Below are 23601 nucleotides of genomic sequence, written 5' to 3'. Positions count from 1 at the left end.
GTGCGGGGGCCGGCCGCGGGGGCGCTCGCCGCCCGGCTCGGCTCGGTGGCGTGGTGAGCGCGTGGCTCGTCGCGCTGCTGGCCGGCATGGCCGTCGCGGCGCTCGTGCCGTCGGCGGGGCCGGTGCCGCGTCGTCCGGGCCGGTCGCGGCAGGGGTGGTCGGTCCCTGTCCCGGTCCTGGCCCGCCGCAGACGTGTCGCCGCCGACCAGGCGGCCGTGCTGGAGGTCTGCGACCTGCTGGCCGCCGACCTCGCGGCGGGGCGACCGCCCGACGCCGCCCTGGCCGCCGGCGCCGAGCGGTGGCCGCCGCTGGTCCCGGTCGTCGAGGCGATGCGGCTCGGGGCAGACGTCCCCGAGGCGATGCGCCGGCTGGCAGCCGAGCGACGCGGTGCGGCCGACCTCCGCTGGGTGGCCGGGGCGTGGCAGGTCGCCCAGCACTCCGGGCACGGGCTCGCCGCGGCGCTCGAGCGCACGGGCGCCGGCCTGCGGGCGCGTCGTCGTACGCGTCGCCTCGTCGACTCCGAGCTGGCGTCGGCCCGCTCGACCGCGCGGCTCGTCGCCTGCCTGCCCGTCGCGGTGCTGCTGATGGGATCCGGCGCCGGCTCCGACCCGTGGTCCTTCCTGCTGGGGACACCGGTCGGCTGGCTCTGCGGAGCCGCCGGGCTCACGCTCGTCGCCCTCGGACTGTGGTGGATCGAGCGTCTGGCCGACCAGGCGGCGGCTCCGTGACCTGGCTGAGCGTCGTGTGCGCGTCGCTGGCGGTCGCGGCGCTGGTCCCGTCGGTCCCGCGGAGCGTCCGGCGGCGTCGGGCCTCGTCACTCGGCCTGCGTCCGCTCGCGGTCGGGGGCGTCGCGATCGGCGCCTGGTTGTTCGTGGGCGGGATGGCCGGGGTGCTGGTGGCGGCGGTGGCCGCCGCGCTCGCCCGGCACGTGCTCGCCGCGGCGGAGGCTCCGTCGGCACGCCGCGAGCGGGAGGAGGTCGAGCGGACGCTGCCGCACCTCGTCGACCTGTTCGCCGCCACGCTGCGCGCCGGCTCCGAACCCGTCTCCGGCCTGGCCCGGGTGTGCGCTGCGCTTCCGGGCCCGGCGGCCGACCGGCTGGTGCCGGTCGTGGAGCGGGCCCGCTGGGGATCCGCCGGCGTCGAGGCGTGGTCGGTGGTCGCCGGCGACCGGGAGCTCGCCCCGCTGGCCCGGGCGATGGTCCGCTCGCAGGTGTCGGGCGCGTCCGTCGTGCAGAGCGTCGAGCGGCTCGCCGACGAGCTCCAGCGTGAGTCGCTCGCCCGCGCTGAGGACGCGGCCCGGCGGGTCGGGGTGGCTGCGGCGATCCCGCTCGGTGCGTGCCTGCTCCCCGCGTTCATGCTGCTCGGCGTCGTGCCGACCGTGGCGTCGCTCTTCGGCTCGGTGACCCCGTGACGGGCCGCTCGGCGTCCACAGGGCGGCGGATGTGGGCGTCCTCCACAGGCTCGCGCCCGCGGCCGTGCAGGCGGCCCGCGGTCCTCTCACGCTGGGTCTCGGTCGGGGTTCATCGGGAGCCCCGCGACGACAGGGGAACAGATGTTGGTCACGCGTCATCTCGGACGGAACAGGTGGGCCGGGTCGGGCAGGTGGGCCAGGTCCGGCAGGTCGGACATGGAGGCGGGCATCACGACAGCGGAGTACGCCGTGGGCACCGCCGCCGGGGCCGGGTTCGCCGGTCTGCTCTACACGCTGCTCACCGGCGCGTTCGGTGACCAGCTGCTGGGGCGGCTGTTCAAGCACGTCATGGGCCTGCTCGGCATCGGGTGAGCGCGGTGTGGTCTCGCGGGCGACGGACCCGACAGGAGTCGGGTGCGGCGACGGCGGAGCTCGCGCTGGGCATCCCGCTGCTCGTGGCGCTGACCGCCGGCCTGGTCTGGATGCTGGCGGTCGGCGCGGCACAGGTGCGCGTCATCGACGCCTCCCGCGAGGCCGCCCGCGCCGTCGCCCGCGGCGACGACATCGCCTCGGCGCAGGGCGTGGCCGTCCGGATCGCTCCCGAGGGTGCCCGCGTGCGGGTCGAGGTCGGTGAGTCCGACGTCGTGGTGACGACCAGCGCGCGGGTCACGGGCCCGGGTGGCCTGCTCGGCTCGCTTCCCGGCGTGACCGTGTCCGCGGAGGCCGTAGCGGTCGTGGAGGAGCCGTGATGCGTGGGGGAGCCGTGATGCGCGGGGGAGGCGTCAGGAACGGAGCCGGGACCCGCGATGACGGGGGCGGTGCGACGGTGCTCGTGGTGGCGATGGCGGGCGTGCTGATGTTCGTCATGGGCGGCCTGGCCGCGGCCGGCGGCCTCGTGACGGCCCAGCGCCGGGCCCAGGCGGCGGCCGACCTCACCGCGCTGGCGGGGGCGTCCGCGCTCGCGGACGTCGGCGGCCCGACGGACGCCTGCGCCGCGGCCGATCGGGTCGCGGGTCGCAACGCGGCCGTGCTCGATGCGTGCACACCCGATGGTCGAGCGATCCGGGTCACGGTCTCGGTGGCCGGTCCGGACGTCCCGTGGAAGGAGGTGAGGGTGACCGCCGAGGCGCGCGCCGGGCCCGGCTGACCCGGCTGAGCCGGCCCGTCCGCCGTCAGGGGGTGTCGTGACGCTCCGGGTCTTCGGTGCGGCGCTCGGCCTCGACCCGCTCGAGCTTCTGGTTGAGCTCGGTGAGCTCCTTGCGCTCACGGCGGTGGGCGAGGCTCCGCCTGGTGCCCCACTTGAGGATCGCGAAGCCCCACAGGATGGCTGCGCCGGCGGCGACGCCGACGAGGAAGGACTCGAGGGTGGTGACGTCGAGGCCGAGGAGCTCGCCGCCCGACCCGGGCTCGCTGACGAAGAGGGCGGACAGCACGGCGATGCCGCCGAGGATCATGAGGCCGAGGCCGAGGATCACCATGAGCCGAATCTAGCCCTAACCGTCGACTCGAGGTGCCCCCGAGAGGAGGGCGTCGAGCAACAAGATCGCGCCGTCCTTGTCGAGGGGGTTGTTCTGGTTGCCGCACTTGGGCGACTGGATGCACGACGGGCACCCGTTGGCGCACTCGCAGCTCGCGATCGCCTCGCGCGTGGCGGTCAGCCAGGCGACCGCCGTGTGGAACCCGCGCTCGGAGAAGCCGGCCCCGCCGGGGTGGCCGTCGTACACGAAGACGGTCAGCACACCGGTGTCGGCGTGGCGGGCCGTGGAGACGCCGCCGATGTCCCAGCGGTCGCACGTCGCGAAGAGGGGGAGGAGGCCGATCGAGCAGTGCTCGGCCGCGTGGGCCGCGCCCGGCACGTCGAGCGTGGCGAGGCCGGCTTCGGCGACGACGTCGTCGGGGACCGTCCACCACACTGCCGTCGTCCGCAGGGTGCGCTCGGGCAGGTCGAGCGGCTCCTCCGACAGCACCTCGCCACCGGGCTGGCGCCGTCTGAGGAAGGAGACCACCTGGTGCGACACGTCGACCTCGCCGAGGGACAGCTCGCACCCGCCGCCCCACGAGCGGCGCTCGCGGGTGGCGACGATGCTGATGTCGGTGACCTCTCGCGCGGTGGTGGAGTACGACGGCTCGTCGCGGCGCATGGTCGCGACGTGGTGCTCGAGGTCGAGGTCCTCGACCAGCCAGGTCTCGCCCTGGTGGACGTAGACCGCGCCCGGGTGCGCCTGGTTGTGGGCACCACCGGCGTCGACCGTGCCGACGACCCGGCCGGTGCCGGACTCGATCAGCTGCACGGGCGACCCGCCTGCCGACCGGATGTCGGCGAGGTCGGCCGCCCGGCCCCGGTCGGTCCAGAACCAGCCGCGCGGTCGCCGCCGCAACAGCCCGAGGGTCGTCAGCTCGTCGACGACCTCGCGGGCGGTGGGTCCGAAGAGCGGCAGGTCGGCCTCGGTGAGCGGCTGCTCCTGCGCGGCCGCACAGAGGTGCGGACCCATGACGTGCGGGTTCGACGGGTCGAAGACCGACGCCTCGACCGGGGCGCCGATGAGCTTGTCGGGGTGGGTGACCAGGTAGGTGTCGAGCGGGTCGTCCTTCGCGACCAGCACCCCGAGCGCGTCCTGCGCGCCACGGCCGGCCCGCCCCACCTGCTGCCAGAACGCCGCCCGGGTCCCCGGGAAGCCGGCGATGAGCACGGCGTCGAGCCCGCTGATGTCGATGCCGAGCTCGAGCGCGTTGGTCGCGGCCAGCCCGATCAGGTCGCCGCGGCGCAGCGCCGCCTCGAGCGCCCTGCGCTCCTCGGGGAGGTAGCCGCCGCGGTAGGCCGCGACCCGGTCCGGCAGCGACGGGTCGACCTCGGCGAGCAGCTCGGACGCCGACAGGGCCACCTGCTCGGCGCCGCGCCGCGAGCGGATGAAGGCCAGGGTGCGCACGTCCTCGGCGACGAGGTCGGCGAGCAGGTCGGCGACCTCCGAGGACGCGGCCCGGCGCACCGGAGCACCGTTCTCGCCGGCGTGCGAGGTGAAGGGGGGTTCCCACAGCAGCAGCGACACCTGCCCGCGCGGGGAGTCGTCGCGGGTCAGCGCGACCACGTCGAGCCCGGTCAGTCGCGACGCGGTGACCTGCGGCTCCGCGACCGTCGCCGAGGCGAGCACGAACGTCGGGTGGGCGCCGTACATCGCGCACACCCGTCGCAGGCGTCGCAGCACGTGGGAGACGTGCGCCCCGAACACGCCGCGGTAGTGGTGGCACTCGTCGACGACGACGTACGTCAACGACCCGAGCAGCCGCGACCACCGGTGGTGCGAGGGGAGCAGTGACCGGTGGAGCATGTCGGGGTTGGTGAGGACGTACTCGCCGAAGTCGCGCGTCCAGTCCCGCTCCTCGCGCGAGCTGTCGCCGTCGTGCGCCGCGAGTCGTACGTCGAGGCCCAGTGACGACAGGCCGGCGAGCTGGTCGTGGGCCAGCGCCTTGGTCGGAGCGAGGTAGAGCACCGACGCACCCCGCTCGCCGCGCGGCCCGCGGGCCGCGCGGATCGCCGACAGCGCCGGCAGCTGGTAGGCCAGAGACTTTCCCGACGCCGTGCCCGTCGCGACGATCACGTGGTCGCCGGCGTGGGCCGCGTCGGCCGCCACGACCTGGTGCCGCCACGGTCGCGCCACGCCCTGGGCGGCGTACGCCCCGCGGACGTCGTCGGGCACCCACTCCGGCCAGTCGTCGTGCACCGCCTCGCGGGCCGGCAGCACCTCCAGGTGGCGCAGCCGGTCCTCCCGTCCGGGCACGCCGGCCAGTCGACGCACGAGCGTGTCGACCGGCGGCAGGACGCCGGGGCGGGAGGGCTTCACCTCGTGAAGTCTGGCAAAGGGCGGGGACGCCGCCCGAGGCGGCGTCGGGTGTGATGTGCGGAGGAGTCCTGCGAAACCCTTGTGACTCGTGGTTTGATACCACCCGAAGGAACGAAGGGGCACCTGCGTGCCCGTAGGCGCACTGTCCGAACGAGTTCGGGGACCGGGGAGCAGTCGTGGATCTCACCCTTGCGACACGCGAGGTGGACGGCCGTGCCGTCGTTGCCGTGGGCGGCGAGATCGACGTCTACACAGCGCCCAAGCTGCGGGACTGCATCACCGAGCTCGTCGGTGCCGGCACCTACGACATCGTCATCGACCTCGAGGCCGTCGAGTTCCTCGACTCCACCGGCCTCGGCGTGCTCGTCGGCGGGCTCAAGAAGGTCCGCGCCCACGACGGCTCGCTCGACCTGGTCTGCACCCAGGAGCGACTGCTCAAGATCTTCCGCATCACCGGCCTCGCCAAGGTGTTCGTGATCCACGACTCCGTCGGCCTCGCGCCGGGCGCCTGAGCCCGACCGACGCCCGTCGTCACCCCTCCGGACGTGTCCAGAGGGGTTTTTTCACGTTCGAATCGCACGCCCCGGTGTGGTGTGGGTCACGCCGCCCGGTGATCTGGGTCACGTCTGCGTAGACTCCGGCGCGTTCACGGATCTTTTCCAGTCCTAGGAGGACACGCATGACGGGGATCTTGCCCGCGGTCGTCGTGACGCCTGAGCTCGAAGGTGCCAACCTCGTCCTGGTCGTCGTCGTCGCCCTGATCGCGCTCGGCGCGCTCGGGATGGCCGCGATGTTCAGGTCGCAGGTGATGGCCGCAGGCGAAGGCACCGACAGCATGAAGACCATCGCCCAGGCCGTCCAGGAGGGCGCCAACGCCTACCTGACCCGGCAGTTCCGGACCCTGGCCATCTTCGCGGCGATCGCGTTCTTCGCGCTGCTCGTGCTGCCGGCCGACGACACCACCGTTCGCATCTTCCGCTCGGTGTTCTTCATCGTCGGAGCGGGCTTCTCGGCTGCTGTGGGCTATCTCGGCATGAACCTCGCGGTGCGCGCGAACCTGCGCGTCGCCGCGGCCGCGGAGACCACCGGCCGCGAGCCGGCCATGACGATCGGCCTGCGCACCGGCGCGATGGTCGGCATGCTCACCGTCGGTCTCGGCCTGCTCGGAGCCAGCCTCGTCGTGCTGTTCTTCCAGGACGAGGCGCCCCACGTGCTCGAGGGCTTCGGCTTCGGTGCCGCCCTCCTCGCCATGTTCATGCGTGTCGGCGGCGGCATCTTCACCAAGGCCGCCGACGTCGGCGCCGACCTCGTCGGCAAGGTCGAGCAGGGCATCCCCGAGGACGACCCGCGCAACGCCGCGACGATCGCCGACAACGTCGGTGACAACGTCGGCGACTGCGCCGGCATGGCCGCCGACCTCTTCGAGTCGTACGCCGTCACGCTGGTCGCCGCGCTGATCCTCGGCTCGCAGGCCTTCGGTGACAAGGGCCTCGTCTTCCCGCTGCTGATCCCCGCCATCGGTGCCCTCACCGCGGTCGCGGGCGTCTACCTGACCAAGCCCAAGGCAGGTGAGAACGGCCTGACCACGATCAACAAGTCGTTCTACCTCTCCTCCGGCATCGCCGCCGTCGCGAGCGTGGTCCTGTCGTACCTCTACCTGCCGAGCAGCTTCGCGGAGTTCACCAACATCGCCGGCGACCTCACCAGCGCCGACGGTGACCCCCGCTTCATCGCCTCCTCCGCGGTGGTCATCGGCATCGTGATGTCGGCCGGCATCCTGGCCCTGACCGGTTACTACACCGGCACGGAGTACCGCCCGGTCAAGGACGTCGGCAAGACCTCCCTGACCGGCCCGGCCACGGTCATCCTGTCCGGACTCTCGGTCGGCTTCGAGTCGGCCGTCTACACCACGCTGGTCATCGGTGCCGCCGTCTTCGGCGCCTACCTCCTCGGCGGAGCGGCCCTCACGGTGTCGCTCTTCGCCGTGGCACTGGCCGGTTGCGGCCTGCTCACCACCGTCGGCGTCATCGTCGCGATGGACACGTTCGGTCCGGTCTCCGACAACGCCCAGGGCATCGCCGAGATGTCGGGCGACGTCAGCCCCGAGGGCGCGCAGATCCTCACCGAGCTCGACGCCGTCGGCAACACCACCAAGGCCATCACCAAGGGCATCGCGATCGCGACGGCCGTCCTGGCCGCGACCGCGCTCTTCGGCTCGTACGCCACCTCGGTGTTCGAGTCGCTCCGCGATGCCAACGTCGGCCCCGACGAGGCCTACCTGCTGGACTTCAGCGTCTTCAACCCGGCGGTMATCGTCGGCGTGCTGCTCGGTGCGGCCGTGGTGTTCCTCTTCTCCGGCCTCGCCATCAACGCGGTCGCCCGCGCGGCCGGTGCGGTCGTCATGGAGGTGCGCCGCCAGTTCCGCGAGATCCCCGGCATCATGGAGGGCACCGGCCGTCCGGAGTACGGCAAGGTCGTCGACATCGTCACCAAGGACTCGCTGCGCGAGCTCGTGACGCCCGGCATCCTGGCCGTCCTGGCGCCGATCGCCGTGGGCTTCGGCCTCGGTGCGACCGCGCTGGCCGGCTTCCTCGCCGGCGCCATCGGCACGGGCACCCTCATGGCCGTCTTCCTGGCCAACGCCGGTGGGGCGTGGGACAACGCCAAGAAGCTCGTCGAGGACGGCCACCACGGCGGCAAGGGCTCGGCCTCCCACGAGGCCACGATCATCGGTGACACCGTCGGGGACCCGTTCAAGGACACCGCCGGCCCGGCCATCAACCCGCTCATCAAGGTGATGAACCTCGTCTCGCTGCTCATCGCGAGCGCCGTCGTCTCCCTGAGCGTCGGCGAGGACCAGAATGACGTCCTACGCATCGTGATCGCGCTCGTCGCCGTCGCCATCATCGCCGGCGCGGTGATCATCTCGAAGCGGCGAGAGGTCGCCATCGCCGACGACGGTGACAACACCGGCTCGTCGTCCTTCACCCCGCACCACGCCTGACGAGCTCCACCTCTGCAGACCTCATGGCGGCTGGTCGCTCCGGCGACCGGCCGCCATGACGTCATTTCGTGGCACGCGTTGTCTGCAAGGCTGGGACCATGCCGTCCGACCTCGACTTCGCCGGGCCCCTGCGCGAGGCCCTGCTCGCCGCCGACTTCACCTACGACCGGGTCGCCGAGGCGATCGGCGAGGAGGCGCACCGGGCGCTCGGGCGCAACGAGACCCTCCCCGCGCTGCGTCGTACGACGTCGGGCGCGCCCATCGACACCCTCGTCCGGCTCTTCCTGCTGCAGACCCCGGTCGCCGGCGACGACGCGGAACGGGCGCTCCCCGGCCTGGTCGATCGGCTCTGCAACGCCGGACTGCTGGAGCAGAGCGTCAGCGAGGTCGCGGCCCGCACCGACTGCCGGCCCTACGCCACCTCGGAGGAAGAACGGGACCGTGACCTCTGGGTCATCTCCGACCTGACGCCCGGGCTCGACGGAGCCCCGGTCGCGGTCGGCCCCGACCACGTCCTGGGCATCTCGAGCGCCTCGACGAGCCTGGCGCAGCTGACGATGCGTGAGCCGATCGGCAGCGCGCTCGACCTCGGCACCGGGTGCGGCGTGCAGGCGCTGCACCTCGCCGCGCACTCGCGCTCGGTCGTCGCGACCGACGTCAACGAGCGCGCGCTCTGGATGACCCGGCTCAACGCAGCGCTCAACCAGGTCGAGGTCGACGTCCGCGACGGCTCGTTCTTCGAGCCGGTGGCCGGCGAGCGCTTCGACCTCATCGCCACCAACCCGCCGTTCGTGATCTCCCCGGCGACCGGCGAGCGGCTGGTCTACCGCGACTCCGGCCTCCCCGGCGACCGCGTCGTCGAGCACATCGTGCGCACCGGGCCCGACCACCTCACCGACGGTGGCTGGCTGCAGGTCCTCGCCAACTGGGCGATCGTCGACGGCCGGCCGTGGGACGAGCGGCTCGGGTCGTGGCTGCGCGACGACTGCGACGCGCTGGTCGTGCAGCGCGAGACTCTGGACCCGTCGGCCTACGTCGAGCTGTGGCTCAAGGACAGCGGCCACCACGGGCGTCCCGACTACGCCCGGCGCTACGACACCTGGCTGTCGTGGCTCGAGGAGACCGGCATCGAGGGCGTCGGCTTCGGCTGGATCAACGTCCGGCTGGGCGGGGGAGGCCGCCACGACCTCCTCGAGTGGCCGTACGACGTCGAGCAGCCCATCGGACCGGCGATCCACGAGTGGGGCCGGGCGGCGACGGCGCTGCGCGGGATCGCCGACGACGAGCTGCTCCGCAGCGTGCTGCGCGCCCGGGAGGACGTCCAGCAGGAGACGGTCGGCCGGCCCGGCGCGGAGGACCCGGAGGCGATCGTGCTCCGCCAGCAGCGCGGCTTCCGGCGCGCGCGGACGGCCGACACCGTCGAGGCCGCCCTCGTCGGCGCCAGCGACGGCGACCTGTCGCTCGGCCAGCTGCTCGGGGCGATCGCCGCGCTGCTGCAGCGCGACGAGGCCGACCTGCACCAGACCTACCTGCCGGTCGTGCGGGAGCTGGTGGGAGAGGGCTTCCTGGTCCTCGACTGAGGCCCGTTGGGTCGCGGTCGCGTGCGTACGACGACCGGGCTGGCCCACCGCTGCGGGTGGTCTCCGGAGGGACCTACTTGTGTCGACAGGCGAGCAGAAGTCGCTTGCTCGTTGACGTGATGCCGGTCACGTGCCTACGTTGCTAGCTGGCTCCCAGCCATCTCGGGAACAGGAGACCCCCCAATGAAGCATCCTCACCGTGTAGGGCTCACGGCCGCCGTCGGCGCCGCGCTCTGCCTGCCCATGCTGGCGGTGACCACCGCGGCCACCGCCCACGAGGGCCACGACGACACCGCCCCACCCCCGCCCGCCGGCTCGTTCCAGAAGGTCACCCTCAACGACCGTCCGGGCGAGGCCATCGACCTCGCGGTCCTGCCCGACGGAGACGTCCTGCACACCACGCGCGCCGGTGTCATCTGGCACAACGACGCCGACACCGGCGTCAACAGCGTCGCCGGCCGGATCCCGGTCTACCTCCACGACGAGGAGGGCCTGCAGAGCATCGCCCTCGACCCGGGCTACGACGGCAAGAAGAACAAGTGGATCTACCTCTACTACTCGCCGCCGCTCGACACCCCCGCCGACGACCCGGCCACCGCCTCGATCAACGAGGGCGACGCCCCGGAGACCGGCACGGCGGCCGACTTCGCGCCCTACAAGGGACACCTGACGGTTGCCCGGTTCCGCTACTCAGGCGGTCAGGTCGACGTTGCGTCGGAGCAGAAGGTGCTCGACGTCCCTGTCGACCGCGGCCTCTGCTGCCACGTCGGCGGCGACATCGTCTTCGACTCGGCCGGCAACCTGATCCTGTCGACCGGTGACGACACGAACCCGTTCCAGTCCGACGGCTTCGTGCCGCTCGACGAGCGCCCCGACCGCAACCCCGCGTTCGACGCCCAGCGCACCTCGGCCAACACGAACGACCTGCGCGGCAAGATCCTGCGGATCACGCCGAAGGCCGGCGGCGGCTACACGATCCCGGCGGGCAACCTGTTCGCCCCGGGCACGCCGAAGACCCGCCCGGAGATCTACTCGATGGGCTGGCGCAACCCGTTCCGCATCGAGATCGACCCCGACACCGACGACATCTGGGTCGCCGACTACTCGCCGGACGCCCGGGCGGCCAACCCCGACCGCGGCCCCGCCGGCCACGGCAAGTGGGCGGTCGTGGACAAGCCGTCCAACTACGGTTGGCCCTACTGCGCCACCGCCGAGCTGCCCTACAACGACTTCGACTTCGCCACCCGCACGAGTGGCCCGAAGTTCAACTGCGACGCCCCGGTCAACGACTCGATCCACAACACCGGCCTGCGCGAGCTGCCGCCGGTGGAGCAGCCGGAGGTCTGGTACTCGTACGGCCTCTCGTCTGAGTTCCCGGAGCTCGAGACCGGTGGCATCGGCCCGATGGCGGGCCCGGCGTACCAGTTCGACAAGAAGGCCACCAAGGGCCGCAACCCGGTCGCCTGGCCCCAGCGCTACGACGACACCCCGCTGTTCTACGAGTGGACCCGCGACTACATCAAGGGCTTCCACGTCGACGGCGACGACGTCGCGATCGAGGACGTCGTCGACGACATCGTCACCGACAACCCGATGGACATGGAGTTCGGCCCCGACGGCGCGCTCTACGTGCTGGAGTACGGCGACGGCTACTTCGCGGAGAACCCCGACGCGCAGCTCTCCCGGATCGACTACATCGGCGAGGGCGGCAACCGCAGCCCGGTCCCGGCCATCACGGCCGAGCCGACGGCGGGCAAGGCGCCCCTGACGGTCGCGTTCTCCAGCGAGGGCACCACCGACCCGGACGGCGACACCAAGCTGAAGTACGCCTGGGACTTCGACGGTGACGGCAAGGTCGACAGCCGCAAGGCCAGCGGGTCCTACACCTACACCGAGGACGGCAGCTACCGCGCCACGCTGACGGTGACCGACAAGGGCGGGCGCCGTGCCTCGGCCGACGTCGACATCGTGGTCGGCAACGAGGCTCCCGTCGTCGAGTTCGTCACCCCGGTGGCGGGCCAGGCGTTCAGCTTCGGCGACACCGTGACGTACGAGGTCAGGGTCACCGACGACGAGCCCGTCGACTGCAGCCGGGTCACCGTGACCTACGTGCTGGGCCACGACACCCACGGCCACCCGCAGTCCACGGCTTCGGGCTGCACCGGCTCGCTGACCACCACGGTGCCCGAGGGCCACGACCCGGCGACGGACGACCTGGCGGCCGTCTTCGTCGCGGAGTACACCGACACCGGCTCCGAGCMGGGTCTCACCGGCTCCGACGAGGTCGTCCTCGAGCCGGCCGGCTGATCCGAGACGAGGCGGACCCGGGTCGCCCCGGGTCCGCCTCAGCCTCAGCCCCGCCCTTCCCGTCCACCCCAGACATCCCCAGAACCCCCCCGAGAAAACCAGGAAGAAGGCAGCACATGTGTTTCGGATATGACGGCGACGCCGCCCTGCGCGAGTCGCTCGAGAGGAAGGGCGCCAGCCGCCGCGGCCTGCTCCGCGGTGCCGTGGCGGGCGCAGCAGGAGCCACCGTGCTCGCCGCGGGCTCCCCGGCCCTGGCAGCCAAGCCCAGCCAGCACCCCGGCCAGGGTCACGGCCAGGGCCACGGACGGCAGAAGGAGGTTCCGAGCGACCTGATCAGCATCCAGCTCTACACGTTGCGCTCGGCCATGACGACCAGCGCGAGCGTGCTGCAGCAGTTCGACCAGCTCGCGAAGTTCGGCTACGAGCGCGTGGAGCGGGCCGGCCTCTACCCGGCGGCCGGCCTCGACACGGCGGCGAAGCTCAAGGCCGAGCTGGACAAGCGCGGCATCTGGGCCTCGTCGAGCCACGACGGCATCAGCACCGTCACCGGCGGCACGGACCTCGACCCGGTCGCGTTCAACAAGAAGCTGGACGACGCCAACACGTTCGGCCAGAAGTACATCAACGTGCCCTACCTCAACTCCAACGCCAAGGCGGACTGGCAGCGGTGGGCCGAGCAGATGAACATCGAGGCACGGGCCGCGAAGCGTCGCGGGCTGCGCTACGGCTACCACAACCACGCCCACGAGTTCACCATCGACCTCGGGGGCGGCGAGACGCCGTGGGAGATCCTCACCAGCACGCTCGACCCCAAGTACGTGCACCTCGAGGTCGACCTCTACTGGGCCTACACCGGCGGCGTGAACACCGGCGCGGCCGACCCGCTGCAGTTCGCGATCGACGTGATCAACTCCGCACCGCAGGAGGTCCGCCAGTACCACGTCAAGGACCGCCACGGCGCCGACGCCGTCGCGCTCTACAACCAGCAGCCCGGCGACATGGCCGACCTCGGTCTCGGTGTGATCGACTTCCCGACCATCTTCAAGGCCCACCAGGCCGAGGAGTACATCGTGGAGAACGACACCCCGGACTTCCGGCCGGCAGCGACCGCCAACACGGGGTTCCGCTACCTCGACGGTCTCGACTTCTGACCCGTCCGGCAGCCTGACCCGCTCGGGCCCCACGTCCTCGTGATGTGGGGCCCGAGCCGTGCCCGGGGCGTGCCCGCAGCGGCCCCTGTGGACGGGCGAGGGGTGGCGATCTCGCGAACTGGCGCTACCGTTGCCGCGCTGAGCAACACCGCAGCAAGAACTTGAGGGAGCAAACACACGTGGCAAAGCTCGTCATCGTCGAGTCCCCGGCCAAGGCCCGCACCATCGGCGGCTACCTGGGCGCGGACTACGTCGTCGAGTCCTCGATCGGTCACATCCGCGACCTGCCCAACAACGCCGCGGACACCCCGGCCAAGATCAAGGACAAGCCGTGGGGCCGGCTCGCTGTCGACGTCGACAACGGGTTCGAGCCCTACTACGTCGTGCCGCGCGACAAGAAGAGCCACATCGCCAAGCTGAAGAAGCTGGTCAAGGACGCCGACGCCCTCTACCTCGCCACCGATGAGGACCGCGAGGGCGAGGCGATCGCCTGGCACCTCCTCGACGAGCTCAAGCCGCCGAAGGGCCTGCCGGTCCACCGGATGGTCTTCCACGAGATCACCAAGTCGGCGATCCTCGCCGCGGTGGAGAACCCCCGCGAGATCAACGACGACCTCGTCGAGGCCCAGGAGGCGCGCCGCATCCTCGACCGCCTCTACGGCTACGAGGTCTCCCCGGTGCTGTGGAAGAAGGTCATGTCCGGCCTCTCCGCCGGCCGCGTCCAGTCCGTCGCGACCCGGCTGGTCGTCGACAAGGAGCGCGAGCGGATGAAGTTCCGCGTCGCCTCCTACTGGGACCTCGACGCCACCTTCGACGCCGGCACGGGCCACGACCCGCGGATGTTCCCCGCCAAGCTCTACAGCCTCGACGACGTCCGCGTCGCCCGCGGCGCCGACTTCGACAACACCGGCGAGCTGAAGGGCAAGGCCGAGCGCGCCCACCTCTCCCGCGCCGACGCCGAGGCGCTGGCCGCCGGCCTCAGCGACACGACGTACGACGTCCGCTCGGTCGAGTCCAAGCCCTACCGCCGCTCGCCCTACGCCCCCTTCCGCACCACCACGCTGCAGCAGGAGGCCAGCCGCAAGCTCGGGATGAGCGCCAGCGTGACGATGTCGGTCGCGCAGCGGCTCTACGAGAACGGCTTCATCACCTACATGCGTACGGACTCCACGACGCTCTCGGACGCCGCGGTGGGTGCCGCGCGCGACCAGGTGCGTGAGCTGTACGGCGCCGAGTACCTGCCCGACTCGCCGCGGACCTACGCCTCCAAGGTGAAGAACGCGCAGGAGGCGCACGAGGCGATCCGGCCGGCCGGCGAGTCGTTCCGCACCCCGGCGCAGACCGGGCTGTCGGGTGAGCAGTTCCGCCTCTACGAGCTGATCTGGATGCGCACGGTCGCCTCGCAGATGAAGGACGCGGTCGGCAACTCGGTGACGATCCGCATCGGTGGCACCGCCACCGACGGCCGCGACGTCGTCTTCAGCGCGAGCGGCCGCACGATCACGTTCCACGGCTTCCTCAAGGCCTACGTCGAGGACATCGACGACGCCTCGAAGCGCAAGGACGACGCCGAGACGCGCCTGCCCAACCTCGTCCAGGGCGCTGCGGTGTCCGCGGCGACGCTGACCCCCGAGGGCCACGAGACGAAGCCGCCCGCGCGCTACACCGAGGCGACGCTCATCAAGGAGCTCGAGGACCGCGAGATCGGCCGTCCGTCGACCTACGCCTCGATCATCGGCACCATCCTCAACCGCGGCTACGTCTACAAGAAGGGCGCCGCGCTGGTGCCGGCGTGGCTGGCGTTCTCGGTGATCCGGCTGCTCGAGGAGCACTTCCCGCGGCAGGTGTCCTACGAGTTCACCGCCGACATGGAGGACGTCCTCGACGAGATCGCCGGCGGCCGGAAGGACCGGGCCACCGAGCTCGGCGAGTTCTACTACGGCGCCGGTGAGGTGGTCGGCCTCAAGACCCTCGTGACCGAGCTCGGCGAGATCGACGCCAAGGAGATGGCGACCTTCCCGATCGGCGAGGGCATCGACCTCCGCGTGGGCCGCTACGGCCCGTACGTCGAGGGCCCGGCCCCCGAGGACGGCGACGGCGCTCCGGTGCGCGCCAACGTGCCCGACGACCTGCCCCCCGACGAGCTCACCGTGGCCAAGGCCAAGGAGCTGCTGGCCAACCCGGCCGGCGAGGAGCAGGTGGTGGGCAACCACCCCGACACCGGCCTCCAGATCGTGGCCAAGAACGGCCGCTTCGGCCCCTACGTCACCGAGCTGCTGCCCGAGGACGCGCCCAAGTCGGCCAAGCCGCGCACGGGCTCGCTCTTCCAGTCGATGACCCTCGACACGGTCACGCTCGAGCAGGCGGTCCGGCTGCTCGACCTGCCGCGCCTCGTCGGCACCGACGAGGACGGCACCGAGATCACCGCGCAGAACGGTCGCTACGGGCCCTACCTCAAGAAGGGCACCGACTCGCGCTCGCTGACCAGCGAGGACCAGATCTTCGACATCACCCTCGACCAGGCCAAGGCGATCTACGCCCAGCCCAAGCAGCGCGGTCGCGGCGCGGCCACCCCGCCGCTCAAGGAGCTCGGCAACGACCCCGTCTCCGGCCAGCCGGTGATCGTCAAGGCCGGCCGCTTCGGCGAGTACGTCACCGACGGCGAGTACAACGCCACGCTCCGCAAGGACGACACCGTCGAGTCGGTCACCCTCGAGCGCGCAGCCGAGCTGCTCGCCGAGCGGCGCGAGCGCGGCCCGGCCAAGAAGGCGGCCAAGAAGGGCGCGAAGAAGGCACCCGCCAAGAAGGCGGTCGCGAAGAAGACGACCGCCAAGAAGACCGCGGCGAAGAAGACGACGGCGAAGAAGGCCGCCAAGAAGTCCTGACGACCGTCGGACGGACCGAACGCGGCCGTTTGGCAGCGTCGTACGCCTGACGAGCGCGCCGCGACAGACGTTTGGTCCGTCCGACCGCTGGGGCCGAGGTTCATCCGTTGGTCTCTGGCTCCCACACCGTGCTTGCTGGTGGGGTGGACGCGACGGTGGGACGCGTGACCATGGGGGGATCGCGCCGCCGCGGACGGAAGTGACACGACCGATGGCCCGTGCCCGCCTTGCCCTGCTCACCGCGCTCACGTTGCTGGTGGGCCCGCTCCTCGTCATGTCCGGTACGACGCCCGCGCACGCCGCGGTGAGCGTGTTCCCCGTGCCGACCAGCAACGCCGGGCTGGAGCGCATCGTCACCGCGCCGGACGGCAGCATGTGGTTCGTCGAGTCCGAGGTGGGCAAGATCGGGCGGATCACGACCTCGGGCGAGATCCAGGAGTACAAGCTCCCCCCGACCACGACCGGCAGCGTCGACGGCAGCGTGATGGGCATCGACGTCGGGTCCGACGGCGCGGTGTGGGTGACCTACGACTACGGGCGGAAGATCCTGTCGTACAACCCGGCGACGGGCGTGGCGACCGACTACGGCCTCGGCTCCTCCCCGTATGGCGGTGCCGTGCGCGTGGGCCTCGATGGCAGGGTCTTCGTGACGATGAACTTCGACGACTCGGGCATCGCGTCGCTCGCGCCGGGCGCGGCCGGATTCTTCTGGTCGACCAACGCCCCGGCCTGCGACGACGTGCTCGGTCGGGCAGTCGACGGCAGCATGTGGTGCCAGGGAGGTCGGGCGGCCGGCATGGACACGGTCCTCAAGGTCAACGCCGACGCGACGGGCGGCACGACGTACCCGCTGCCGAGCGACGCGACCTACCCGAACGCCCTCGCCGCCGGCCCGGTCGGCTCGATCTGGTTCACCCGCAGCAGCAGCGGCACGATCTTCACCAGCCCCAACAGCGGGTCGATCGGCTACCTCGACGCAGCCAACGGCGCGACCAGGATCTGGCAGACCGGCTCGCGGTCGGCTCCCGACGACCTGGTGCTCGGCCCCGACGGCAACATGTGGTTCACCAACATGGGCGCCGCGCCCGGCATCGGCCACATCTCGGCCACTGGTGTCGGCGCCGTCAGCTCGGTCGGCAACTACCAGCCGACGTCCCTCACGTTCGGCCCCGACGGTGCGATCTGGTTCACCGATGCCGTGAACAACTCGATCGTCCGGGTGACCACCGACCAGCTCGGCACCACCAACGTCGACCTCGGCAACGGGGTCACGATGGTCTCGCCGACGGTCCCCCCGACCCCGCCGCCGCCGGCCGTCGCTGCCGCCGCCGGCACGCTGCCCAAGGTCAAGGGCATCGCCAAGGTGAAGAAGGGCCGGCTCGCGGTTCCCGTCGCCTGCCCGGCGAGCGCGACGGGCGGGTGCGCCGGCAAGGTCGGGCTCGAGACCGCCAAGGGCGGCAAGGCGCTCGCGAAGCAGAAGACCTACAAGGTCGCGGCCGGCAAGAAGGCCAAGGTCAAGGTGAAGCTGTCGAAGAAGGGCCTGCGGCTCGTCCGGCCCGGGCGTACGACGAAGGTGCGGGTCGAGCTGACCCTGCCCGGGTCGAAGAAGGTGCAGGTGAAGCGGACGATCAAGGTCCGGCGAGGCTGACCGGGGAGCGTGTCCCACCCCGCCCGTAGGGTGTGCGACGTGAGTACCCACCCCACGGCGTCCTCCTCCGCTTCGCTCCCCCTGACCACGCCGCGGGGACCCCGGACAAGCGCAGGCGTGTTTTCCGAGACCGGGCTCTTCGTGTGCTTCGAGGGCGGCGAGGGGGCCGGCAAGTCCACGCAGTCGCGCTTGCTGCGCGACTGGCTCGTCGAGCGTGGCCAGGCCGTCCTGCTGACCTTCGAGCCCGGTGACACGTCGGTCGGCAAGGAGCTGCGGCGCATCGTCCTCGACCCGGCGACCGGTGACCTGTCCGACCGCACGGAGGCCCTGCTCTACGCCGCCGACAAGGCCGAGCACGTCGACCACGTCGTCCTGCCCGCGCTCGCGCGCGGCGAGGTCGTGATCACCGACCGCTACGTCGACTCGACGCTGGCCTACCAGGGTGCGGGCCGCACCCTCGACGTCGCCGAGGTCGAGGCCGTCGCGCGCTGGGCCACCGGCGACCTCCGCCCGCACCTCACCGTCGTCCTCGACCTCGAGCCTCAGGCCGGGCTCGACCGGTTCACCGGCCGCGACCGGATCGAGGGGCAGTCGCTGGAGTTCCACCAGCGGGTGCGGCAGGGGTTCCTCGGGCTGGCCGCCGCCGACCCCGACCACTACGTCGTCCTCGATGCGCGCGCCCCGATCGACCAGATCGCCGCCGCGATCCAGCAGCGGGTCACGCCCCTCCTGGAGCGCGCGTGACCACCCCGGCCAGTCCCGCGACCCGCACCGTCTGGTCCGACCTCGTCGGCCAGCGTCCGACCATCGAGGTCCTCCAGCACGCCGCCTCCGGGGTCGGCATGACCCACGCGTGGCTGTTCACCGGGCCGCCGGGATCCGGCCGGTCCAACGTGGCCCGCGCCTTCGCGACGGCGCTGCAGTGCGAGACGCGGACCGGGTGCGGCGAGTGCGAGGCGTGCCGCCTCGGCACCAACGGCACCCACCCCGACATCACCTGGGTGAAGTCGGAGACCTCCGTGCTCTACGTCGACGACATGCGCGACCTGGTGCTGTCGGCGGCGAAGTTCCCGGCGATCGGGCGCTGGCAGATCGTGGTGATCGAGGACGCCGACCGGCTCGGCACCCCGGAGAACCCGCGCACCGGCAACGCGCTCCTCAAGGCGATCGAGGAGCCCACGCCCAAGACGATCTGGCTGCTGTGCGCGCCGACCGTGCAGGACGTGCTCCCGACGATCCGCTCCCGGTGCCGCACGCTGACGCTCGCGACGCCCGGCACCCGTGACGTCGCCGCCTTCCTGACCCACAGCGACGGCATCTCCGAGACGATGGCCGGCTTCGCCGCGCGCGCCAGCCAGGGGCACATCGGCCGCGCCCGCGCGCTCGCCCTCGACGAGGAGACCCGCACCCGCCGCCGCGAGGTGATCAGCATCCCGGCCCGCCTGACGTCGCTGGGCTCCTGCATGACCGCGGCGACCAACCTCGCCGAGCTCGCGAAGGAGGAGACCGAGGCGATCACCGCCGACGCCGAGAGGCGCGAGCTGCAGGAGCTGCAGGCGATCTTCGGCAGCGAGCGCAAGGACACCACGAGCCGCTCCTACCGCGCAGCCCTGGCCGGGCTGGAGAAGCTTYAGAAGCAGAAGGCCAAGCGCCGCGTGCTCGACGTGATCGACCGCGCGCTGATGGACCTGGTCTCGGTCTACCGCGATGCGATCGCGCTGTCCGTCGGTGCGCCCGGGCTGCTCGTCAACGAGGAGCTGCGCGGCGACGTGCAGGTCGTCGCGCGGGCGGCCTCGCCCGAGGAGCTGCTGCGGATGATCGACGCGATCTTCACCGCGCGCGAGCAGATGTTGGAGTTCAACGTGCCGCCCCAACTGGCACTGGAGTCGATGACGGTCGCGCTGCGGCTGCCCGGAGGACGTTGATGAAGAAGGCCGTCGCGGTGATCGCCGTGCTCGCACTGGCGCTCACCGCCTTCGTCGCGGTCGGACTCGCCATCCAGGGCGCCACGCCCGACTCGCCGGCCGCGGAGCCGACCCCGTCGCCGACGACACCGCCGCCGGCGGCCGTCACCGAGGCGCCGACCCCCGAGCTCGCCGAGCTCTACTCCCAGCGCATCGACTGGCAGCCCTGCGAGACCGATGACGACCAGGACTGCGGCTTCCTCACGGTGCCGGTCGACTACGCCGACCCGCAGGGGGAGACGATCGACCTGGCGCTGCTCCGCGTGCCGGCCAAGGGCTCGCGCGTCGGCTCCCTCGTGGTGAACCCGGGCGGTCCCGGCGCCCGCGGGACGACGTACGCCGCCGCGGGTGGGCAGGTGTTCCGCGAGCCGCTGCTCGACGGCTTCGACATCGTCGGCTTCGACCCGCGCGGGGTCGGGGCCTCGGCCCCGGTCGACTGCCTCAGCGACGCCGAGCTCGACGACTACCTCGGCGGCGACCCGACCCCCGACACGGCCGAGGAGCGCGCGGACTACCGCTCGACGGTGCTGTCCTTCGGCCCGGGTTGCGTCGCCGGCTCCGGCCCGGTCGTCGGCCACGTGACCACGATCGAGGCGGCCCGCGACATGGACGTGCTCCGCTCGGCGCTGGGGGAGGAGACGTTGAGCTACTTCGGTGCTTCATACGGCACCAAGCTCGGCGCGACCTACGCCGAGCTGTTCCCCGACAAGGTCGGCCGCTTCGTCCTCGACGGCGCCGTCGACGTCTCCCTCGACGCCAAGTCGATGGCGCTCGAGCAGGCCACCGGGTTCGAGACCGCGCTGCGGGCCTACGTGCAGAACTGCCTCGACACGACCGACAACTGCTTCCTCGGCGACACCGTCGACGAGGGCCTGGCCACGATCACCGGGCTGCTCGAGTCGATCGAGGAGGAGCCGCTGCCCGCGGGCGACCGCGAGCTGACCATCGGCAACGCGTTCTACGGCGTCATCACCCCGCTCTACAACCGTGACTACTGGTTCCTGCTCAGCACCGCGCTCGCCTCTGCGCTGGACGGCAAGGGCTCGGCGCTGATGTCGCTGGCCGACGCCTACGCCTCGCGCAACCCCGACGGCAGCTACGCCGACAACTCGGTGGAGGCCAACTACTCGATCAACTGCCTCGACGACCCGACGTCGGTGCCGTTCGGCAAGGTGTCGTCGCTGTTCCCGGAGTTCGAGGAGGCCTCGCCGACCTTCGGCCGGATCTTCGCCTGGGGGATGGCCCTGTGCCGTGGCGTCGACGTGTCGTCCAGCGAGGAGCCGCTGACGATCCGGGGCGAGGGCGCGGCGCCGATCGTGGTCCTCGGCACCAGCCGCGACCCCGCCACCCCGCTGAAGTGGGCCGAGGCCCTCTCGGCCCAGCTCGACTCCGGGGTGCTCGTCGAGCGCGACGGCGACGGCCACACGGCCTACAACGCCGGCAACGAGTGCATCGACACGCTCGTCGAGGACTACCTCCTCGACGGCGACGTGCCCGCCGACGGCACGACCTGCTGACACCTGTCACCGCTCTTCGGGCTCGGCTCGGCTGCGTCATACCGCTCGGCACTCATACGTGCGCCTTCGCATGACGCAGTGGGGACCTTCGGCCCTACGGTGCGCCGGCGCGCCTGCCTAACGTCGAGGCATGGCGTACGTCGACGCGCGCTGCCCGCTGCGGCCCGGGGACATGTGCAGCCTGTGCGTGCCCGGAGCCACCGGCCCGGCGGACTGCCCGACCGTGGCCGAGGTGATGCGCGACCCGGCGCTGCGCGAGCGGCTGGCCGAGCTGCGACGAGAGGCCGCCGCCGGCTGACCGGTGGTCGAGGAAGCCGCTGCGCGACCTCCTCGACCAGCGGAGGTGGTCAGCCCTCGAGCGCGGCGTCGAGCGTGATGTCGACGGCGGCGAGTGCTTTGCTGATCGGGCAGTCGGCCTTGGCCTTCTCGGCGGCCTGCTTGAACGCGGCGTCGTCGAGGCCGTCGATCTCGCCGCGCACCTTGAGCACGATGCCGGTCAGCTTGAAGCCGCCGGCCTCCTTGTCGGCACCGAGCGTCACGTCGGCGGAGACGTCGAGCGCCTGGACCGTGCCACCGGCCTCGGTGACGAGGTTGGACAGCGACATCGCGTAGCAGGCGGAGTGGGCCGCGGCGACGAGCTCCTCAGGACTCGTGGTCCCGTCGGCGTCCTCGGCGGCGCGCTTGGGGAAGTTCACGTCGAAGGTGCCGGCGCCGGAGCTGGTGAGCTCCACCTGGCCGGATCCGTCCTGGAGTCCGCCGTTCCATGCAGTGCGTGCGGAGCGAGTGGGCATCGTGCCTCCTGAGGTCGTTCGGTGCGGTCGCTGTCGAACGTAGCCGGTGTGCCCCACCCCGTGATTTCTGCCAGACGAACGCTCTCCGTATACTCGCCTCCGGTCCACCGAGCACGCTCGGCGGGCCACGCCGCCTTAGCTCAGTCGGTAGAGCGAGTCACTCGTAATGACTAGGTCGTCAGTTCGATTCTGACAGGCGGCTCTGACTCCCCCGGGGACCCGAGACCCTGGGGGAGTCTTCTGCTCGAGGTGCCCGCCGGGGCCGTCGGCGTCGGCCAACGGGGTCCGCTTTCACGCGTCGTCGAGAACCATCCCCGCGAGCATCCGGCCGATGGGTAGGGCAGACGTCGCAGCGGGCGACGGGGCGTTGACCACGTGCATCGTGCGAGCGGTCCGCCTGAGCAGGAAGTCGTGGACGAAGGTGCCGTCGGAGAGCACCGCCTGGGCCCGGATGCCCGCTTCCCGCGGGACCAGGTCGTCGGCGGCGAGGCTGGGCGCGTACTTCTGGCACTCGCGGAGGTAGCCGCTCTTCCAGAGCGAGTTGCGCAGCTCCCGGGCCCCCGTCCGGATGTGGGTCCTCGCCATCGGGTAGGTCCCGCGGAAGCGAACCAGCTCGGTGGTGTCGCGACGGTCGAAGGAGTACTTGGCGTAGCCCTCCCGCGCGAGGCCCAGCACGGCGTTCGGCCCCACGGTGAGGCCCCCTCCGACCGTGGGAGTGAGGTGCACGCCCAGGAACGGCAGAGCGGGGTCCGGAATGGGATAGATGAGCGTCGACACAAGATCGGCGAGCTCGGGCACGACGTCGTAGTACTCACCGCGGAAGGGCACCATCGCGAAGTCCACCCGGAGCCCCGCCAGGCGAGCGAGTCGGTCGGCCTGGATGCCCGCACAGAAGGTGACCTGACGCCCGCGTACGTCGCCGCCACCCTCATCGGTGCGCGTCAGCACCACCCGGTCGCCGGTCTCCGTGACGGCGTGGACGTCCCAGCCGGTGAGGACCGTGCCTCCCTCGCGGCGTACGTCCTCGGCGAGCGCGCGGGTGAGAGCGCCGTAGTCGGTGATCGCGGTGCTGGGAACCCACACGGCCGCGAGGCCGGCGACGTGGGGCTCTCGGCGCCGGAGCTCGGCAGCGTCGATCACCTCTGCGTCGACGCCGTTGACGTCGGCCCGCTCGTGCAAGGCGTGCATGCGTGCGACCTCGCGCTCATCAGTGGCCACCAGCAGCTTGCCGCGGACGTCCACGGTGATGTCACGCTCGGCGGCGTACTCCTGGGTGAGGCGGGCCCCCTCACGACAGAGTCGTGCCTTGAGCGATCCCGGCTCGTAGTAGATGCCGGAGTGGATGACGCCGCTGTTGTGGCCCGTCTGGTGCCGGCCGACGGTCGCCTCCTTCTCGAGGACGACGACGTCCGCCCCTGGACGCGAGCGCAGGAGGTGTAGAGCGGTCGACAGGCCGACGATCCCGCCGCCGACGACGACGTGGTCGTGCACCTCCAGGCTCACC

Annotated in this window: 20 protein-coding genes and 1 tRNA gene; 17 read left to right on the top strand and 4 right to left on the bottom strand. The window is 71.8% G+C overall.

Going from position 1 to position 23601, the window contains the following annotated elements:
* The 5 genes from ACXJKB_RS18115 to ACXJKB_RS18095 form a co-directional block, all read left to right on the top strand.
* Positions 1-728: type II secretion system F family protein (locus ACXJKB_RS18115; protein WP_457190813.1), on the top strand; the 728-nt coding region annotated here is incomplete at its 5' end.
* Complete coding sequence (locus ACXJKB_RS18110; protein ID WP_457190811.1) at positions 725-1411, top strand: type II secretion system F family protein; 687 nt, start codon at positions 725-727, stop codon at positions 1409-1411. The genes ACXJKB_RS18115 and ACXJKB_RS18110, both read left to right, overlap by 4 nt.
* Positions 1412-1627: 216 nt before the next feature.
* The gene (locus ACXJKB_RS18105; protein WP_204810889.1) at positions 1628-1783 is read left to right on the top strand and encodes a DUF4244 domain-containing protein; all 156 of its coding nucleotides are present in this window, start codon (positions 1628-1630) and stop codon (positions 1781-1783) included.
* Between the two features lie 5 nt (positions 1784-1788).
* Positions 1789-2160, top strand: a complete 372-nt coding sequence (locus ACXJKB_RS18100; protein ID WP_457190809.1) for a TadE family type IV pilus minor pilin — start codon at positions 1789-1791, stop codon at positions 2158-2160.
* The gene (locus tag ACXJKB_RS18095; protein ID WP_457190807.1) at positions 2160-2558 is read left to right on the top strand and encodes an Rv3654c family TadE-like protein; all 399 of its coding nucleotides are present in this window, start codon (positions 2160-2162) and stop codon (positions 2556-2558) included. Before ACXJKB_RS18100 ends, ACXJKB_RS18095 begins: the two co-directional genes overlap by 1 nt.
* A gap of 25 nt (positions 2559-2583) precedes the next feature.
* Here ACXJKB_RS18095 and ACXJKB_RS18090 read toward each other — a convergent pair whose 3' ends face one another.
* Entirely contained in the window at positions 2584-2889 is a 306-nt protein-coding gene (locus ACXJKB_RS18090) for a hypothetical protein (protein WP_457190805.1), read from the bottom strand.
* Positions 2890-2904: 15 nt separating this feature from the next.
* The gene (locus tag ACXJKB_RS18085; protein ID WP_457190803.1) at positions 2905-5250 is read right to left on the bottom strand and encodes a DEAD/DEAH box helicase; all 2346 of its coding nucleotides are present in this window, start codon (positions 5248-5250) and stop codon (positions 2905-2907) included.
* A gap of 176 nt (positions 5251-5426) precedes the next feature.
* Between ACXJKB_RS18085 and ACXJKB_RS18080 the strand changes: the two genes are divergently transcribed.
* The 11 genes from ACXJKB_RS18080 (at position 5427) to ACXJKB_RS18030 (ending at position 21604) form a co-directional block, all read left to right on the top strand.
* Complete coding sequence (locus ACXJKB_RS18080; protein WP_129427178.1) at positions 5427-5762, top strand: anti-sigma factor antagonist; 336 nt, start codon at positions 5427-5429, stop codon at positions 5760-5762.
* A gap of 167 nt (positions 5763-5929) precedes the next feature.
* Positions 5930-8254 carry a sodium-translocating pyrophosphatase gene (locus ACXJKB_RS18075; protein WP_457190801.1) on the top strand — a complete coding sequence of 775 codons (2325 nt, stop codon included), beginning with the start codon at positions 5930-5932 and terminating at the stop codon, positions 8252-8254.
* A 98-nt stretch (positions 8255-8352) separates the two neighbouring features.
* Positions 8353-9834, top strand: a complete 1482-nt coding sequence (locus ACXJKB_RS18070; protein WP_457190799.1) for a DUF7059 domain-containing protein — start codon at positions 8353-8355, stop codon at positions 9832-9834.
* A gap of 183 nt (positions 9835-10017) precedes the next feature.
* A complete protein-coding gene (locus ACXJKB_RS18065; protein WP_457190797.1) occupies positions 10018-12141 on the top strand; it encodes a PQQ-dependent sugar dehydrogenase in 2124 nt (707 codons plus the stop codon).
* Positions 12142-12257: 116 nt separating this feature from the next.
* Positions 12258-13292 (top strand): sugar phosphate isomerase/epimerase family protein, encoded by a 1035-nt coding sequence (locus tag ACXJKB_RS18060; protein ID WP_457190795.1) that lies wholly within the window; start codon positions 12258-12260, stop codon positions 13290-13292.
* 179 nt (positions 13293-13471) lie between these two features.
* Positions 13472-16177 carry a type I DNA topoisomerase gene (topA, locus tag ACXJKB_RS18055; protein WP_457190794.1) on the top strand — a complete coding sequence of 902 codons (2706 nt, stop codon included), beginning with the start codon at positions 13472-13474 and terminating at the stop codon, positions 16175-16177.
* 211 nt (positions 16178-16388) lie between these two features.
* Entirely contained in the window at positions 16389-17825 is a 1437-nt protein-coding gene (locus ACXJKB_RS18050; RefSeq protein WP_457190792.1) for a Vgb family protein, read from the top strand.
* Between the two features lie 117 nt (positions 17826-17942).
* The gene (gene tmk, locus ACXJKB_RS18045; RefSeq protein ID WP_457190790.1) at positions 17943-18569 is read left to right on the top strand and encodes a dTMP kinase; all 627 of its coding nucleotides are present in this window, start codon (positions 17943-17945) and stop codon (positions 18567-18569) included.
* The gene (locus ACXJKB_RS18040) at positions 18566-19750 is read left to right on the top strand and encodes a DNA polymerase III subunit delta' (RefSeq protein ID WP_457190788.1); all 1185 of its coding nucleotides are present in this window, start codon (positions 18566-18568) and stop codon (positions 19748-19750) included. Before tmk ends, ACXJKB_RS18040 begins: the two co-directional genes overlap by 4 nt.
* A complete protein-coding gene (locus tag ACXJKB_RS18035; protein ID WP_457190786.1) occupies positions 19750-21306 on the top strand; it encodes an alpha/beta hydrolase in 1557 nt (518 codons plus the stop codon). Before ACXJKB_RS18040 ends, ACXJKB_RS18035 begins: the two co-directional genes overlap by 1 nt.
* A 130-nt stretch (positions 21307-21436) precedes the next feature.
* Complete coding sequence (locus tag ACXJKB_RS18030; protein ID WP_300048913.1) at positions 21437-21604, top strand: DUF6767 domain-containing protein; 168 nt, start codon at positions 21437-21439, stop codon at positions 21602-21604.
* Positions 21605-21653: 49 nt separating this feature from the next.
* On the opposite strand, the gene ACXJKB_RS18025 is transcribed toward ACXJKB_RS18030, so the two are convergent.
* Positions 21654-22097: an OsmC family peroxiredoxin gene (locus tag ACXJKB_RS18025; protein WP_457190784.1), complete on the bottom strand. Its 444-nt coding sequence runs from the start codon at positions 22095-22097 to the stop codon at positions 21654-21656.
* A gap of 129 nt (positions 22098-22226) precedes the next feature.
* Here ACXJKB_RS18025 and ACXJKB_RS18020 point away from each other — a divergent pair.
* Positions 22227-22299: transfer RNA gene (locus ACXJKB_RS18020), tRNA-Thr, on the top strand.
* A gap of 89 nt (positions 22300-22388) precedes the next feature.
* Here the strand turns inward: ACXJKB_RS18020 and lhgO are convergent.
* Positions 22389-23600: an L-2-hydroxyglutarate oxidase gene (gene lhgO / locus ACXJKB_RS18015; protein WP_457190782.1), complete on the bottom strand. Its 1212-nt coding sequence runs from the start codon at positions 23598-23600 to the stop codon at positions 22389-22391.
* Position 23601: the final 1 nt, after the last annotated feature.

Source organism: Nocardioides sp. P5_E3, assembly GCF_054049275.1.
The sequence above is the reverse complement of the archived record's forward strand: the minus strand, read 5'-3'. Positions and strand labels throughout refer to the sequence as shown.

Excerpts from the sequence above, each read along its gene's own strand:
- ACXJKB_RS18105 (WP_204810889.1), top strand. The coding sequence starts at position 1,628 with ATGGAGGCGGGCATCACGACAGCGGAGTACGCCGTGGGCACCGCCGCC.
- ACXJKB_RS18095 (WP_457190807.1), top strand. The coding sequence starts at position 2,160 with ATGCGTGGGGGAGCCGTGATGCGCGGGGGAGGCGTCAGGAACGGAGCC.
- ACXJKB_RS18090 (WP_457190805.1), bottom strand. The coding sequence starts at position 2,889 with ATGGTGATCCTCGGCCTCGGCCTCATGATCCTCGGCGGCATCGCCGTG.
- ACXJKB_RS18070 (WP_457190799.1), top strand. The coding sequence starts at position 8,353 with ATGCCGTCCGACCTCGACTTCGCCGGGCCCCTGCGCGAGGCCCTGCTC.
- ACXJKB_RS18060 (WP_457190795.1), top strand. The coding sequence starts at position 12,258 with ATGTGTTTCGGATATGACGGCGACGCCGCCCTGCGCGAGTCGCTCGAG.
- ACXJKB_RS18050 (WP_457190792.1), top strand. The coding sequence starts at position 16,389 with ATGGCCCGTGCCCGCCTTGCCCTGCTCACCGCGCTCACGTTGCTGGTG.
- ACXJKB_RS18035 (WP_457190786.1), top strand. The coding sequence starts at position 19,750 with ATGAAGAAGGCCGTCGCGGTGATCGCCGTGCTCGCACTGGCGCTCACC.
- ACXJKB_RS18030 (WP_300048913.1), top strand. The coding sequence starts at position 21,437 with ATGGCGTACGTCGACGCGCGCTGCCCGCTGCGGCCCGGGGACATGTGC.
- ACXJKB_RS18025 (WP_457190784.1), bottom strand. The coding sequence starts at position 22,097 with ATGCCCACTCGCTCCGCACGCACTGCATGGAACGGCGGACTCCAGGAC.